Raw genomic sequence first — 14,617 nt, 5'->3', positions numbered from 1 at the left:
GGAGGAGGCGACGGCCAGCGGTGGGCGGCGCCGGCCAGGGCTGGCGGGGCAGCGGGGGCGGCGTTGCCGCCGTACGGCGGTGCCGCTACGGGGACGTCGCGGCGACCGGGGTTCGGGGTGCGGTCGGGACGCTGGTGGGGTCGTCGGGAAGGGTGTCGTGGCAGGTCCGGAGCGGCCGGACGGAGCGACGGCCACCGGCCGGAGGCGCCCGGCGGCGCGGGTGTCGGGGCGCTCTGCGGCCATGGCGACGGGCGGCGGGGAGGGTCCGCCGCCGTATGGTCGCGGGGCTATGGGGACGTCGCGGCGACCGGGGTCCGGGGGAGGGTCGGCACGCTGGTGGGGTCGTCGAGAAGAGCGTCGCGGCAGGTCTGGAACGCGCCGCGGAGTGTCGCCTCCGTGCCGAGGACGCCGAAGGTGATGGCCGGCTGGGTGTCCGGCGCCAGGGCGCGGCGTCCGGCCAGGCGGACGTCCAGGCCGGGGCGGAGCCACGCGGCCCAGGTGGCGAGGTAGCCGCCGAGGATGATCTCGCCGACGTCGGTGACACCGCAGACACCGAGGACGGCCGCACCCAGGGCGTGCCCGGCGGCGCCGAGCGCGGCGGTCGCGTCCGGGTCGCCCGCACGCAGCCGACGGTCAAGCTCGGCGAGCGCGGCCTCGCCCCCCTGCGCCTCGGCGACGGCGTCCAACCCGGCCGCGTGGATGAGGGGTTCGGGCCCGATGTACATCGCGAGGCAACCCCTGGTGCCGCACCGGCATTCGGGACCGTCGAGGGCGATCGGCAGATGCCCGATCTCGCCCGCCATGCCGTGACTCCCGCTGTGCACCCGGCCGTTGACGAGCAGACCGCCGCCGACTCCGGTGTCGGCCTTGATGTAGGCGACGGTCTCCGGGTGCTGCACGCCGTCGGCCGCGAGGGCGTGGTACTCGGCCAGGGCCGCCATATTGGCGTCGTTGACCACAGCGACCGGGCAGTCGAGACCGGGGAGTTGCTCGACCACCAGGGCGCGGAGGTCGGTGCTGTGCCAGCCGAAGTCGATGGCCGCGGCCACGAGTTGGCCGGGTCCGACGACAGGTCCGGCCATGGCGACGGTGAGTTGGGCGACATGGGCGTCCGGTGAGGCGTCCCGGACCGCCGCCCCGGCCGCCCGCGCGACACATCCGATGACCGCGGCCAGGGCGCGCGGATCGCCGTACGGCGCGTGGTGCGGCGCCGACTCGCGGTGCAGGACATGGCCGCGGAAGTCGGCCGCCATGACGTGCACGGACTCCAGGGTCACCTGCGCGGCGAGGACGACCACGCGCTCGGGCACCAGCCGCAGCAGCCGCCTGGGCCGGCCCCGGCCGCCGGACGGAACCGAACCCGCCTCGCGGACCAGGCCGCGGTCGATGAGTTCCGCGACGAGCGCGGTGACGGAGGCGTGCACAAGACCGGTCCCGGCGGCGACCTCGGTACGGGCGCAGGGGCCGTGGGCGTCGAGATACCGCAGCACCAGGGCCAGATTGCGGCGTCGTACGTCGGTCGAGTCGGCGGGGGCGTTCACATGCACGATTGTGCCTCCGGCGCTGGGTGATCCGGTCAAGGTGGCCAAGATATATTTTTTCGAGTCTTGAAATAAATAAATGGGCGAGTCCATACTCCCGACACCGGCAACGAAGCCGGTCCGTCCCCGTGGAGGCGTCCTTGTCCGCTTCGACCTCTTCCGCCCCCGCCACATCCCAAACGGACGACACCCTGGGCCGCTCCCAGGTCAACGTCCTGATGTGGTCGATGGGTGCGGGATTCGCCGCTCTCTACACCGCCTACGCCGGCCTCGTCGTCGTTCTGCTTCCCACCCAGATCCAGAACCTCGACGCCGCCGCGAAGGAATCGAACCTCGCCCTGGTGACGATGACCTCGTCCATCGTCACGCTCTTCGCCCAGCCGATCATCGGTGCCATCTCCGACCGCACCCGGGGCCGCCTCGGCCGCCGCACCCCCTGGATGCTGTTCGGCGCCGTCGGCGCGGTCCTCACCCTGCTGGCCATCTCCCACGCCACCACCCTGCTCTGGCTCACCCTGCTGTGGGTCGCCGTCCAGGTGCTGCTGAACGTAATTCAGGCCCCGCTCACCGCCGTCATGGCCGACCGGGTGGCTCCCCGCCGGTTCGGCATCGTCTCCGCCTTCGTCGGTCTCGGCTCCAACCTCGGCGCCACCCTCGGTGTGATCCTCGCCGCCCGCTACGCCGGACGCCTCGGCCTCGGCTACGGCGTCATCGCGGCGATCGTCCTCGTGACCGTGCTCGCGTTCGTCCTGCTCAACCGGGACCGCACGCGCCCCGAACCCGCGGAGCCCTTCTCCTGGCGGGAGTTCCTCACCGGCTTCTGGGTCTCTCCACGCCAACACCCCGACTTCGCCTGGGCGTTCGTGGCCCGCATGGCCTTCATCCTCGGCTACTGGGGTGTCGCCACCTACCAGCGCTACGCCCTCCAGGACTATGTCGGCCTCGACGGCGACGCGGTCGACAGCGCCCAGCAGTTGATGTCCGTCCTCGCCCTCGTCGGCACCCTCGTCGCCGCCGTCCCGGCCGCGAAGATCTCCGACCGCACCGGCCGCCGCAAGATCTTCGTGATCGGCGCGTCGGTCCTGCTCGCTCTCTCCATGGCCATCCCGCTGCTCAGCCCCACCCTGCCCGCGATGTACGCCTACGCGCTGGTGAGCGGCATGGGCTTCGGTACATACATGTCGCTGGACATGGCCCTGATGACCGAGGTTCTGCCCAAGGGCTCGGCCGCCGGCAAGGACCTCGGCATCCTCAACATCGCCACCAACATCCCGCAGGCACTCGGCCCGATCATCGCCTCCGTACTGATCACCTCCTTCGCTGCAGGCAGCGACAAACTGCCTGGCTACCGCGTCCTGTTCGCCTTCGCCATGGCCGTCGTACTGATCAGCGCGCTCGCCATCCGGCCGATCAAGAGCGTCAAGTAACGCGCCAGGCACGACACTTCGGCCGTCACCTGTTAACCACCCACCTCCACAAGGAAGTTGCTCCGTGCCCCAGTCCGTGATCGCCGCCACGTCCCAGGGACCCGTCCTCGGGACGTGGCGGCACGCCACCGCCCGCTTCCTCGGCATCCCCTACGCCAAGCCCCCGGTCGGCGACCTCCGCTTCGCCGCCCCCGTCCCGCCCGAGCCGTGGACCGAACCGCTCGACGCCACCCGGTACGGGCCCACCGCGCAGCGCCGTCCCTTCATCCTCGACGGCCCCACCACCATCCCCGAACCCTCGATACCGGGCGACGGAGTCCTCAACCTCAACGTCTTCACCCCCGACCCGCAACCGGGCGCGGGCCTGCCGGTCCTCGTCTGGATCCACGGCGGCGGCTATGTCGCCGGATCCGCCGCCAGCCCCTGGTACGACGGCTCGGCCTTCACCCGCGACGGAGTCGTCCTGGTGTCGATCGGCTACCGCCTCGGCATCGAGGGCTTCCTCCACCTCGACGACGCCCCCGACAACCGCGGCGTGCTCGACTGGATCGCCGCACTGACCTGGGTACGCGACAACATCGACGCGTTCGGCGGCGACCCCGCGAAGGTCACGGTCGCCGGACAGTCGGCCGGCGGCGGCGCCGCGCAGACCCTGATGGCGACTCCCGCCGCCCACGGGCTCTTCCGCGCCGCGATCTCCCAGTCCGGCGCGGTCAGGTCCCCCCAGCGCCGACGCGACGCACTCGCCGACTCGGCCCGCCTGACGGAACGTACGGGTGTCCCCGCCCTCGCTTCCGCGCTCCGCGACCTGGCCGTCGAGGAACTGCTCGCGCTCCAGGACGCCTTGGCCACTCCGGAGGCCGGGCTGACACTGGCACCCTTTGCCGACGGGGAGTTGATCCCCGTCCCCGTGCCCGAGGCCTTCGCCGACGGCAGCGCCGCTCCCGTCCCGCTGTTGCTCGGCTTCACCCGGCGGGAGTTCAACCCGCCGGTCGGGACCGGTGCGGCAGAGGCTCCCGCACCGATCGAGGCCGTACAAGCCGTGCTGGCCGCGAACGGGTTGGCCCCGGAGTCCGTGACCGCCTACGTCACCCTCCACAGCGACGACGACCCGGCACAACGCGTGGGCCAGGCCCTCACCGACGCCATCTTCCGGGGCCCTTCACTCGCCCTCGCCGAAACCCGCGCACACCACGAACTCCCCACCTGGCTCTACCACTTCACCTATGGAAGCGCCGCCCACTGCGTCGAGATCCCCTTCGCGTTCGACCTCCTCGACGCCGAGCGCGTCACGGCCGCGACGGGCCCGCATCCGCCCCAGTCCCTCGCCGACGCGATGCACGGAGCCTGGGTCGCCTTCGTCCGCGACCTCGACCCGGGCCCCGAGTGGCCTCGCTACACCGACAAGCGCCGCACCACGATGACTTGGGACACCACCCCGCACACACTGGACGACCCGCTGAGCGCGGAGCGCCGCATCTGGACCGGAGCGCCGACCACTCCTTGAAGCGGCTGGACCTCCGCTGCTGCCAGGCCGGTGGCGGAGGTCCGTTGCGAGTCGCCCTTATGCTGCGGCGGAGCGACGGGAGGCACGTATGCACAAGCCCGCCATGAGGGCGCCGGTCAGAGGGATGCTCGGCGTGCTCATGACTCTGACTCTGGCGGTGGCGTGCGCGCATCAGACCTCGGCGCCGGTGAGACAACCCTCTGGGAGTGCCCCAGCCTCGCCGGAGTCCACGGCCTACGCCTCCGAACTGGAGAAGAGCGACCTCCCTTGGACCGGCAGTCCAAGCCCGTACGACGCCGTGGTGGAACTCGGTGACGGCCGCCGCGTGGCCCTGCACTACCGGCGGGGCAAGGGGCTCGTCGAGCAGCACTACAGCCCCCGGGCGAAGGCCTGGACCGTACCAAAGGTCATCTACCGCACGACGACCGACGCCTGCCAGGGCATCCACCTGCGCACCGACAACGGAACCGTCGCGGCCATCGCCGACTTCGGCCCCTACTGCTACGACGGCGAGCCACCGACCGAGTCCCTCGCGGCCGTCGGTGTCGGCGACCTGACCGACTGGAGCGTCGACGTCACGAGGAACTTCGACGGCTGGGAGCGTGCCACGGTCTCCGAGGACGGACAGCGGGTGGTCTTCGGGAGGAGCACCACGCTCAACTGGAGCCGGGCCGAGGGGTTCGAGGGCCGGTGAGCTCCGGCTTAGGGCCCCGCCCGGTACCGAGGGCGCGCCGCTCAGCTCGAAAGATCGCGGCCCGGGCCGGGCTCGCGCGCAACACCTGTACAACTCACCCACGACGCTCGGCGCCCAGCCGGACGAAGTAGTCGAGCAGCGCAGGGGCATCGACAGCGTCGGGATTGACGACCTGCTCCACGGCGTGGCCCTGGAGCAGTCGCTTGACGGGGACTTCGAGCTTCTTGCCGGTACGGGTGTGGGGGATCGCAGTGACTTCGAGGATCTCGTCGGGGACATGTCGGGGCGAGGCGCCGCTGCGGAGCGCGTCGCGGATGCGGTCGCGGAGGGCGTCGTCGAGACGCGCGCCGGCCGCGAGGACGACGAACAGCGGCATCCAGTAGCCGCCGTCGGGCTCCTCTGCCCCGATGACCAACGCCTCCGTGATCTCGGGGAGTTGCTCGACGACGTCGTGGATGTCGGCGCTGCCCAGCCGTACTCCGTGGCGGTTGAGGGTGGAGTCGGAGCGGCCGTGGACGACGACCGAGCCGTGAGAGGTGAGGGTGATCCAGTCGCCGTGGCGCCACACGCCGGGGTAGGCGGTGAAGTACGCCTCGCGGTAGCGGGTGCCGTCGGGGTCGTTCCAGAAGTACAGCGGCATGGACGGCATGGGCCGGGTGACGACGAGTTCGCCGACCTCGTCCCGCACCGGGAAACCCTCGGCGTCGTGGGCGGCGAGCGCCACACCCAGGTGGGGCGCGGACAACTCACCCGCCCAGACCGGGGTGTTGGGCGCGCTGCCGGCGAACCCGGAGACGATGTCGGTGCCGCCGCTGATGGAGGCGAGCAGAGCGTGCCCGGCGACGTGGTCGCGGACCCACGGGTAGGCGGAGGCGGGCAGGGCGGAGCCGGTGCAGCCGACGACACGGATCGAGGAGAGGTCGTGCGCGGCGGCGGGGTCGATGCCGAACTTGGCCATGCCCAGGAGGAATTGGGGGCTGGTGCCGAAGACGGTCACGCGGTGCCGGGCGGCGAGTTCCCACAGGACGTCCGGTCGGGCGAGTGGTGCGGGGCTGCCGTCGTAGGTGCAGGTGGTCGCGCCGGTGAGGAGGGTGGAGGCGACCAGGTTCCACATCATCCAGTGGGTGGTGGTGTACCAGAGCAGCCGGTCGCCGGGGCCGAGGTCGGAGTGCAGTCCCAGGGTCTTCAGGTGTTCCAGCAGGACACCGCCGTGCCCGTGGACGATGCCCTTGGGGAGGCCGGTGGTGCCGGAGGAGAAGACGACCCACAGCGGGTGGTCGAACGGCACGGCCGTACAGGCGAGTCGCTCGGCACGGGTGGAGGCGTCCTCCCACGAAATGACCGGCGACGGGTAGTTCCGCGCGGGCCACGGCAGGCCCATGTGGTCCACGAGCAGAGTGGCCTTCAACGTCGTTAGCCCGCGGGCGAGTTCGAGGGCGGCGTCGCGGCGGTCGTGCGTGGTGCCGTTGAAGAGGTAGCCGTCGGCGGCGATCAGGACGGTGGGTTCGAGCTGGGCGAAGCGGTTGGCGGCGGCCGTCGGCGCGTAGTCCTGCCCGCACACGGACCACACGGCGCCCAGGCTCGCGGTGGCGAGGAAGGCGACGATCGCGTGCGGGGTGTTGGGGAGGTAGCCGACGACGCGGTCACCCGTGCCGACGCCCAGGTCCCGCAGGGTCGCGGCCACCGAAGCGACCTGATCGCGCAGCCGCTTCCCGGTCACCTGGTAGCGGGAGCCGGTCTCGTCGAGGGCGATGATCGCCACGTCGTCGTCCGCGAGGTTGCGCAGGGCGTGGTGGGCGTAGTTCAGGGTGGCGCCGGTGAACCAGCGGGTGCCCGGCATGATCTCCTCGGCCAGCACCTCCTCGTACGGCGTGTCCGCGTCGACGCCGAAGTACTCCCACACGGCTCCCCAGAAGCCGGTCAGATCGGTGACCGACCAGCGGTGCAGGGCGGCGTAGTCCGAACCATCCATCCCGACGCCGCGCGCGAAGTCCGCGATGCGACTGCCGGCGGCGACCTCGGTGTCGGGAGTGAAGAACGGTTCCGGGTGGGACGTGGTCATCGTGTCGTGCTCCTCAACAAGGTGTTCCGGGTGGCCCGTTGGGCGGGGAGAGGCCTTCGGGAGGTGTGCAGCAGGGACGCCCAGCCGGCCGTCCCCGTGAAGTCGTGGCCGCCGGTCGGGACGACGTCCATCACGACGCGGTCCGGGCGCAGCAGCACGGCCTCAGCCCGTCCCTCGCGCAGCCACGTCGCGAGGCCCCCGTCGTCGTCCAGGTCGGTCACGGACAGGATGCGGGCGCCGATGCCGTCGGCGACCGCCGTCACAGTGGGCGGCGGAGGAGCGAGGGCCAGTACCGCGAAGAAGTCGCCGAGCAGTTCGTCGAGGCGCGTTGGCCGACCGCCGACGTTCACCCAGGGCTGTGGGCAGAAGCCGCCGACCGGACCGCGTCGGCCGAGGCGTGACGGGCGTCGGACGAGCGGTCCCGCCGTCAGGGGCGGGGTGAGGTCGCGTGCCGCCGCCGTGCTGAGCCCCGGTATGCGGACGGCCGCGCTGAGTGCGCCGCGGCGGAGGGCGGCGGCGCCGTCCTGGCCGCCGGTCATGGCCCAGCCCATCGCGACCGCGAGGCGGATCATGCGGCGGGCGTGGGGCTTGCGTTCGCTTTCGTAGGTCTCCAACAGCCGCTCCTCGGCGCCCTGTTGGAGGAACCGGGCCAGCTTCCAGCTCAGGTTGCGGGCGTCGCGCAGGCCGGCGCACAGTCCCTGTCCGATGAACGGCGGGGTGAGGTGGGCGGCGTCACCGAGGAGGAAGACACGGCCACTGCGCCAGCGGTCGGCCGTGCGGGCCCGGAAGGTGTACCGCGCCTGCCGCACCACCTCGAAGTCGGCGCCGGCGGAGAGGTCCACCCAGGGCGCGACCAGCTCCCGCAACCGTTCGTGATCCAGTCGTGTGTCGTCCGGAAGCCGGAATTCCCAGCGGTAGCGGTCCTCGCCGATCCGCATGAACGTCGCCGGGCGCGCCGGGTCGCAGACCTGGTCCACGCCCTCCCAGCAGCGGACCGGGAGGCTGGTGCGCACGTCGACGACCGTCCAGCGCTCTTCGAAGCGCAGATCCTCCCATCGCGAACCGACGGCGGCGCGGGTGACGCTGCCGGCCCCGTCGCAGCCGAGTACGGCGTCCGCGAGCAGCACGTGGTCGCCCTCGGTCCCGCGGTACGTCACTTGGACCGGTCCTGCGCCGTCCTGCTCGACGCCGGTGACCTCCGCCCCCGTCCGCAGCTCGCATTCCGGGGCGGCTGCCAGTGCGGCGCGCAACACGCGTTCCAGCGCGGGCTGGTCGAACATGCTGGTCTGCGGGAAGCCATGCGGGCCCTGTGCGGCGCGGGAGAACTCGGCCATCACCCGGTGCCGGGCGTCCAGCAGCCGCAGCCCGCGCGCGGGCCGGGCGATGGCGTCGAACTCTCCGTCCACGCCCGCGGCTTGGAGAATCCGGCGTACCTCGTCGTCCGCGGCGACGGCGCGCGGCAGCGGGTAGACGTCCTGGTGGCGTTCCAGGACGACGCTCCGGACGCCGTGCCGGGCGAGCAGAAGGGCAGCGGTCACGCCCACGGGCCCGGCTCCGACGATCACCACGGGTATCTCCGCCGAGTCGGTCTCGACACTCATGTGCGGCTCACTTCAAGGGTTTCAGGTCGCGTCGGTCACGGAGGTGTGCTGCTCGCCCAGGTCGATGCGTCCGTCCGGGGTGGCGATGGTGGCGGTGATCCGGTCGCCGTGGCGCAGGTAGTGCGGGTTCTTCGCCTGGCTCTTGAAGAACGCCTTCCACTTCACCGCCGGCGGCAACAGCGCGCCGAGCTTCTCCACGGCCTTCGGCGGGGCCTTCAGCGCGGTGCCTCCCGGGGTACCGGTCAGCAGCAGGTCGCCGGGCTCCAGCGTCTGGAACCGGGCCAGCAGTGTGAGCGCCCGCGCGGGACGCACGATCATGTCGGCGAGCGTGCGGTCCTGCCGCAGCTCCCCGTTGACGCTCAACCGCAGCCGCAGGTCGAGGAGATGGCCGAAGTCCTCCGGTTCCAGCAGGCTGAGATAGGGCCCGGTCGGCGTGAACGTGGGATACGACTTGCTCTCGTAGAACTGCGTCTTCGTCAGCTGTACGTCCCGCGCGCTGACGTCGTCGGTGACGACGAGCCCGGCGACGTACGACGGCAGGTCCCGCTCCTCCACCACGGTGCCCACGGGCAGCAACGCCCCCATGACGAGGCCCAGTTCGACCTCGTAGTCGAGGAAGTTCACGTGGGAGGGGCGGACGATCGCGTCGTCGGGGCCGCTGACCGAGCCGGACGCCTTGCGGAAGAAGGTGGCCGGGATGTCGCCGGAGAAGCCCGAATCGCGGGCGTGGCTGCGGTAGTTGACCATCTGGGCGACGACCCGGCAGGGAGTGGTGACGGGGGAGAGGGCCACGAGGTCGGCCACCGGGGTGCCCGCCCCGCCGCTCGCGGCGGTCTCTCGTACGGCATCGCGGTCTGCCAGGAGTTCGGCGGTGGTGACTGCCTTGGTGTCGATGCGGACGGCGCGTGAGTCGCGCACCACCCACCAGCCGTCGGCGGTGCGCAGGACGTTGGTGCTCATGTCGGTGCCTCTGTCAGGGGGTTGGGGGTCAGGAGTTGGCGGCCCTGAGCAGGCCCAGCAGGCGTGCCGGGTCCATCTCGTTGTCACCGCGCAGGGCCTGGACCACCTCGCGGACCCGTCGCGGGGAAGGGCTCGCGCCGAGGAAGTCGCGGGTGGCAGGCGGGCCCCACTGGGCGAGGCCGCTGGTGGACATGGGAGCCCAGCCGGGTTCCAGGTCGCGGGTGAAGAGGTCGCCGTCGGCGAAGTGCTCCAGCATCAAGTGGTCGGGGTCGCGCCAGTAGTCGAAGAGCTGGCTGCCCTGGATGTGCCGTCCGATGCCCCAACTCCGCTGGTAGCCGCGTTCGTTGAGGTACTCGCCGCCCACGGCGATGGCGTCCAGGTCGGTGACCTGGTAGGCGGAGTGGACGTACCCGTTGCCCGGGCCGAGGTGCATGGCCAGGGTGTGGTGGTCGGCGGGCACGCTGCCCAGGTCGCAGCGGATGAAGGCCATGGTGGGGCCACGGTCGCGCTGCCCGTCCAGGAACAGGAAGTCGGACACGATCATGCCGAGTGTGTCCAGGTACCAGTCCAGCGCGCGGCCGAACACCCTAGTCTCCACGACCACATGACCCAGGCGCTGGATGCGGGACGGCTCCCGAGGAGGTCGCTGCGTGACGTTCGTACGGCGGTGATCGGTGCCGAAGTTGAGGAGCAGCGGCCGCTGTTCGGGGAGAGCGGGCAGCGATTCGGCGCAGTGCACGACGCGGACCGGGAAGCCCGAGGGGTCGAGGAGACTCACGGACCCGCCGCCGCCGGGTACATCGGAGTCCCGTACGTCCGTGCCCGTCGCCCGGGCCAGCCGGTCCAGGTCGGCACGCTCGGCGGCGCGGAACGCCGGGCCGATGAAACGGGACGTACGGCCGCGCCGGATCACCATGCAGGGGGAGCCCGCGAAGGTGCCGCGCAGCCACAGCTCGTCCGGGGTGCGGGCGGCGACTCCGAAGCCGAAGTCGCGGGCGAAGACCTCGGCGCGGTCCAGGTCGGGTTTCTCGAACTCCAGCCAGGCGAGGTCCGCCACTTTGATCACGGGGTTCCGGGACCGCCCGGGATGCTCGCCGCGCAGGGCGCCCCGCGCACTGTGGAGGTCCTGGTGGGCCGTCCTGACGTCCATGGTTCTCCTCCGGGCTTCCGGGTCGCCTCACTGATTGATGGAATCATCAGCTTTGACCTGTCGATCGTCAATAGTTTCACCCGGGTAAATTGATGAATTCATCAGAACTGTGGGATGCGGGTCCCTGTTGCTAAGCTCGCGCGTATGCCGACGTCAGCCCCGCCCCGCAACCGCTTCGAACGCCGTCGCGCCGAGACCCGCCAGGCCCTGATCAGGGCGGCCCGGCAGATCCTCGCCGAGACCGGGGACACCAGCGCGAGTATCCAGACCATCGCGGAACGCGCGGACGTCGGCTTCGGCTCCTTCTACAACCACTTCGAGTCGAAGATGGAACTGTTCGACGCGGCCGTCGTCGACGCCCTCGACGAGCTCGGCCAGGCCTTCGACGAACACCTCCAGGACATCGACGACCCCGCAGAGCTCGTGGCCGCCGGCTTCCGCCTCAGCGCGCGCCTGGCCGACTCACGCCCGGAACTGATGCAGGTCCTGCGCCACCGCGGCCTCGGCCACATCCACTCCGACTCCGGCCTGGCGCCGCGTGCCGTGCGTGACCTGGAGGCCGGCATCGCCTCGGGCCGGTTCACCATCGGCGACCCGACCGTCGCCCTGACCGTGCTGGGCGGTTCTCTGCTGGCCCTGGTTCAGCTGCGATTCGCCCGCCCCGATCTCGACGGGGACGAGGCCGCCTCCCAGCTGGCCGAGATGCTGCTGCGCATGCTCGGTGTCCCCCCGGAGGACGCCCGCGTCGTCGCCCGGCGCCCGTTGCCCGATCTCGGCTGAGATCGGGTACGGCCCTGGAGGTGACCACCTCCGAACCACCGACGGCGTCCGGCCGCGCGGCAGTAGCGCCGGCTCACGAACTGGTTCTCCAGCGCGGGGCGTCGATCTCGGGCTCGTCGGGGCCGGCGAAGTGGAACGGCACGCCGAACCGTTCGGCCAGTGCACGGCCGACCGTCTGCGCCTCCCGCGCTTCGGGCCACGGCGGGACCGTGCCGTTGAACAGCCGCAGGTCACCGCCGTGCCGGATGACGGCGAGCCGGTGCTCGGCGACGGGGGCGTCCGTGTGGGCCATGAGGTCCACGCACCAGCCGTCGCTGTCGCCGTCCCACATCGCTTCGATGGCCACCGTCCGGCCGGGCAGCGCCTCGACCTGTTCCGTGAGCGCCGCCAGGTCCAGTGGCGGGGTCGGGCGCCGCTCGAAGCTCATGCCCAGCTCCCGGTAGCGCTCAGCCACCACGTCCAGCGTCTCGTACAACCCCGGCCTGGATTCGGCCGGGAAGGCCTCACGCATGCGGGCGAGTGCCGGGAGGCGGTGGTCCCGCCGGATCAGCTCGTCCACGGCGGAACGTTCGGCGACCGACAGTGCGGCCCAGATCGGGGAGTCCATGGCCGTATTCAATCCACATCCGCCACTTCGCTCGACACCCGCCCCAACTGCGTATCTGCAGAAAGGGCTTGCCGCCCTCCCCCCGGGGCTGGCACGATCACCTCCTCCATTGCTCCGGGGAACGGGGGATGGCTGTCGAGGAGGTCCGGTGTCCAAGCGGTGGCTGTTTCTGTCGGCGGCCGCGGTGCTCATCGTCGTGTCGCTCGCCCTGGTGCTGCTGCCCGGTGACAAGAGCGGCGAGGACGTGAAGACCGAGGCGGGACACGCGTCCACCGCACCCGCCGCCACCGGATCCGCGACGAACTCCCCGTCCGCGACCGGCACTTCGACCGCCTCCGCGTCGCCGTCCGCGCACGCGACCGACGCGTCCAAGAAGCCGTCGGCGACAGCGTCCGCCCACTCGGCCGGCCCGTCGGCCACGAAGGCCCGCCAACAGGCCGCCGGCACCGCCTCGTTGGCGGGTCGCATCCGGCCGGGCGTCACGTACCGAGGCGTCGCCACCTTCTACGACGCGGACGGCGGCGCCGGTGCCTGTCTCTACGACCCGGGCGACGAAGTCCTGACCGGTGCGATGAACACCGCCGACTACGAGTCGTCCAAGGCCTGCGGGGCGTATGTGCTCGTCCACGCGGCCGGCGGTGCCACCGTCACCGTGCGGATCACCAACGAGTGCCCGGGGGACTGCGCGCCGGGGCAGATCGACCTCAGCGCGCAGGCCTTCGCCAAGCTCGCCAGCCCTTCGGCCGGCCGGATCCCGATCACCTGGAACCTGGTGAGCCCCAGCACCTCCGACACGATCTCGATCCGCTACAAGACCGGGTCCAGCCGGTACTGGTGCGGTATCCAGGCGATCGGCCACCGCAATCCGCTGGCCCGCCTGGAGGTCCTCGCGGGCGGCACCTGGCGTCAACTGCCGCGCGCCAGTTACAACTACTTCCTCTCCGAGAGCGGCAGCGGCTGCGGCGGCTCGATCCGGCTCACCGACATCTACGGCGAGCAGCTCACCGTTCCCGCGCTCGCGGTGCGCCCCGACGTCGTACAGGCCACGCGGCTTCAGTTCGCCAAGCACTGAAAGCGCGCCGGGTGGAGCGGCGTCCGCCGGGATCGCCTCCGTTCGGCGTCGCACACGCCGATGCTGGGCCGCAGGTCCATCACGACCGCCCGGACGACTCGGCCTCCCAAGCCCAGGACCATCGGGTTCCGCCATCCGACGGCCGCACCCGCGCCCACAGCGACTTGCCCGGGTGGGGCGGCGAGGCATCAGGTGATCTCGGCCCCGGCTTGCCTCAACAGCTCCGCCGCATCGCGGACGCACCCGTGCCCGGGGCCGTACAGCTCCGTGAGGGTCGTAATGGTGGCACGGGCCTCCTGAGCCGCTTCCTCATGACGTGCGAGGCCCAACAGGGCCTCCGCAGTGGGCACCCCAGCCGTGGACGCCTCGGCGGGATCGAACGCCGGAGAGGCGATGAAGGCCGTGCGGGCGCTCCTCACACAGTCGAGGGCTTCGGTATGACGGCCCTGCGCATTGAACGCGTAGGCAAGATCCTGTCCGAGGCCGAAACGACGGGCGTCACTGTCCGCCTGTCGCGCCGGCATGGAGGTCAAGGCTTCGCGGGCCACCGACTCTCCTTCCTTCGGACGCCCTTGGCGGGTGAGCGCGTACGAGAGTCCGTGCGCCGCGTCCCACCGCAGGGGGAAGCCCGTGGCCGCGGGTACGTGAACGCTCCGCTCGCTGACCGCCCGCGTCTCGGCTTCGGCCTCCTCGAAGCGACGCAGGTGGCACAACTGAAACGCCCGGTAGACGCGCACGCGGAGCATCAGGGGATGGAATGAATCCAGTTCTACGGAAAGGGCGTTGCCCAGCTCTTCGTATTCCCGGGCCGCGTCCTCGTGGCACCCCTGACAGTACATACTGCCGGCGAGCAACTGCCACAGGTCGGTGGTGAATTGGTCGAGGGGTGCTCTGCCCGGCCCCTGGAGGAGGCGGCGAAATCCCGGTTCCGCCTCGGCAGCGCGGTGGACCAGCAACAGCCCGATGCTCAGTTGGCACAGCGCCAGTCGCGTCACGGCGTGCTCGGCACCGAAGCGGCGCTCGGCCTCGCCGAGGCACTCGCGCAGTTCCGCCTCGACCTCGGGCAGGCGCCGATCCTTCACCAGAGGCATGACCCGCGATATCCGCTCCTTGACAGCCGCCTCCGCGTCCAGGTCCTCCTTGCGCCTGCGTCTCCCGTCGAAGATCCCCACCCTGGCCTCCCCGTCCAGCCGAATCGAGGCGATCCTGTCACACG

General features: G+C 71.3%; 12 protein-coding genes. 5 read left to right on the top strand and 7 right to left on the bottom strand.

Annotated elements, in window-relative coordinates; translation table 11 throughout:
• Positions 1-287: 287 nt before the first annotated feature.
• Complete coding sequence (locus JHN45_RS03000) at positions 288-1,541, bottom strand: ROK family transcriptional regulator (protein ID WP_201047876.1); 1,254 nt, start codon at positions 1,539-1,541, stop codon at positions 288-290.
• Between the two features lie 140 nt (positions 1,542-1,681).
• Here JHN45_RS03000 and JHN45_RS02995 point away from each other — a divergent pair, with 140 nt between their 5' ends.
• The 3 genes from JHN45_RS02995 to JHN45_RS02985 all read left to right on the top strand — a co-directional run bounded on the left by JHN45_RS02995 (position 1,682) and on the right by JHN45_RS02985 (position 5,169).
• Positions 1,682-2,968, top strand: coding sequence for an MFS transporter (locus tag JHN45_RS02995; RefSeq protein ID WP_236583199.1), 1,287 nt, complete (start codon positions 1,682-1,684; stop codon positions 2,966-2,968).
• 64 nt (positions 2,969-3,032) lie between these two features.
• Positions 3,033-4,475, top strand: a complete 1,443-nt coding sequence (locus JHN45_RS02990; RefSeq protein ID WP_201047874.1) for a carboxylesterase/lipase family protein — start codon at positions 3,033-3,035, stop codon at positions 4,473-4,475.
• A 139-nt stretch (positions 4,476-4,614) separates the two neighbouring features.
• Positions 4,615-5,169: a hypothetical protein gene (locus JHN45_RS02985; RefSeq protein ID WP_236583197.1), complete on the top strand. Its 555-nt coding sequence runs from the start codon at positions 4,615-4,617 to the stop codon at positions 5,167-5,169.
• A 94-nt stretch (positions 5,170-5,263) separates the two neighbouring features.
• On the opposite strand, the gene JHN45_RS02980 is transcribed toward JHN45_RS02985, so the two are convergent.
• Genes JHN45_RS02980 through JHN45_RS02965 form a run of 4 tightly spaced genes read right to left on the bottom strand, consistent with a single transcriptional unit; the run spans position 5,264 to position 10,942 of the window.
• Entirely contained in the window at positions 5,264-7,231 is a 1,968-nt protein-coding gene (locus tag JHN45_RS02980) for an acetoacetate--CoA ligase (protein WP_201047873.1), read from the bottom strand.
• Positions 7,228-8,832, bottom strand: coding sequence for a bifunctional 3-(3-hydroxy-phenyl)propionate/3-hydroxycinnamic acid hydroxylase (locus JHN45_RS02975; protein WP_201047872.1), 1,605 nt, complete (start codon positions 8,830-8,832; stop codon positions 7,228-7,230). The genes JHN45_RS02980 and JHN45_RS02975 overlap by 4 nt, the downstream gene beginning before the upstream one ends.
• A 21-nt stretch (positions 8,833-8,853) precedes the next feature.
• The gene (locus tag JHN45_RS02970) at positions 8,854-9,792 is read right to left on the bottom strand and encodes a fumarylacetoacetate hydrolase family protein (protein WP_201047871.1); all 939 of its coding nucleotides are present in this window, start codon (positions 9,790-9,792) and stop codon (positions 8,854-8,856) included.
• A 28-nt stretch (positions 9,793-9,820) separates the two neighbouring features.
• Positions 9,821-10,942 (bottom strand): VOC family protein, encoded by a 1,122-nt coding sequence (locus JHN45_RS02965; RefSeq protein ID WP_201047870.1) that lies wholly within the window; start codon positions 10,940-10,942, stop codon positions 9,821-9,823.
• Positions 10,943-11,086: 144 nt separating this feature from the next.
• On the opposite strand from JHN45_RS02965, the gene JHN45_RS02960 reads away from it, so the two are divergent.
• Entirely contained in the window at positions 11,087-11,722 is a 636-nt protein-coding gene (locus JHN45_RS02960; protein WP_201047869.1) for a TetR/AcrR family transcriptional regulator, read from the top strand.
• A gap of 73 nt (positions 11,723-11,795) precedes the next feature.
• Here the strand turns inward: JHN45_RS02960 and JHN45_RS02955 are convergent, their stop codons facing one another.
• On the bottom strand, positions 11,796-12,329 hold the full coding sequence (locus JHN45_RS02955) for a hypothetical protein (protein WP_201047868.1): 534 nt from the start codon (positions 12,327-12,329) through the stop codon (positions 11,796-11,798).
• Between the two features lie 148 nt (positions 12,330-12,477).
• Here JHN45_RS02955 and JHN45_RS02950 point away from each other — a divergent pair, with 148 nt between their 5' ends.
• Entirely contained in the window at positions 12,478-13,401 is a 924-nt protein-coding gene (locus JHN45_RS02950; protein ID WP_201047867.1) for an expansin EXLX1 family cellulose-binding protein, read from the top strand.
• A 188-nt stretch (positions 13,402-13,589) separates the two neighbouring features.
• On the opposite strand, the gene JHN45_RS02945 is transcribed toward JHN45_RS02950, so the two are convergent.
• Complete coding sequence (locus tag JHN45_RS02945) at positions 13,590-14,573, bottom strand: hypothetical protein (RefSeq protein WP_201047866.1); 984 nt, start codon at positions 14,571-14,573, stop codon at positions 13,590-13,592.
• Between the last annotated feature and the right edge of the window lie 44 nt (positions 14,574-14,617).

The sequence above is a fragment of the Streptomyces sp. MBT53 genome (assembly GCF_016654115.1).
GTDB lineage: Bacteria > Actinomycetota > Actinomycetes > Streptomycetales > Streptomycetaceae > Streptomyces.
Note: the sequence above shows the minus strand (reverse complement) of the source record. Positions and strands in the feature narration are given on the sequence as shown.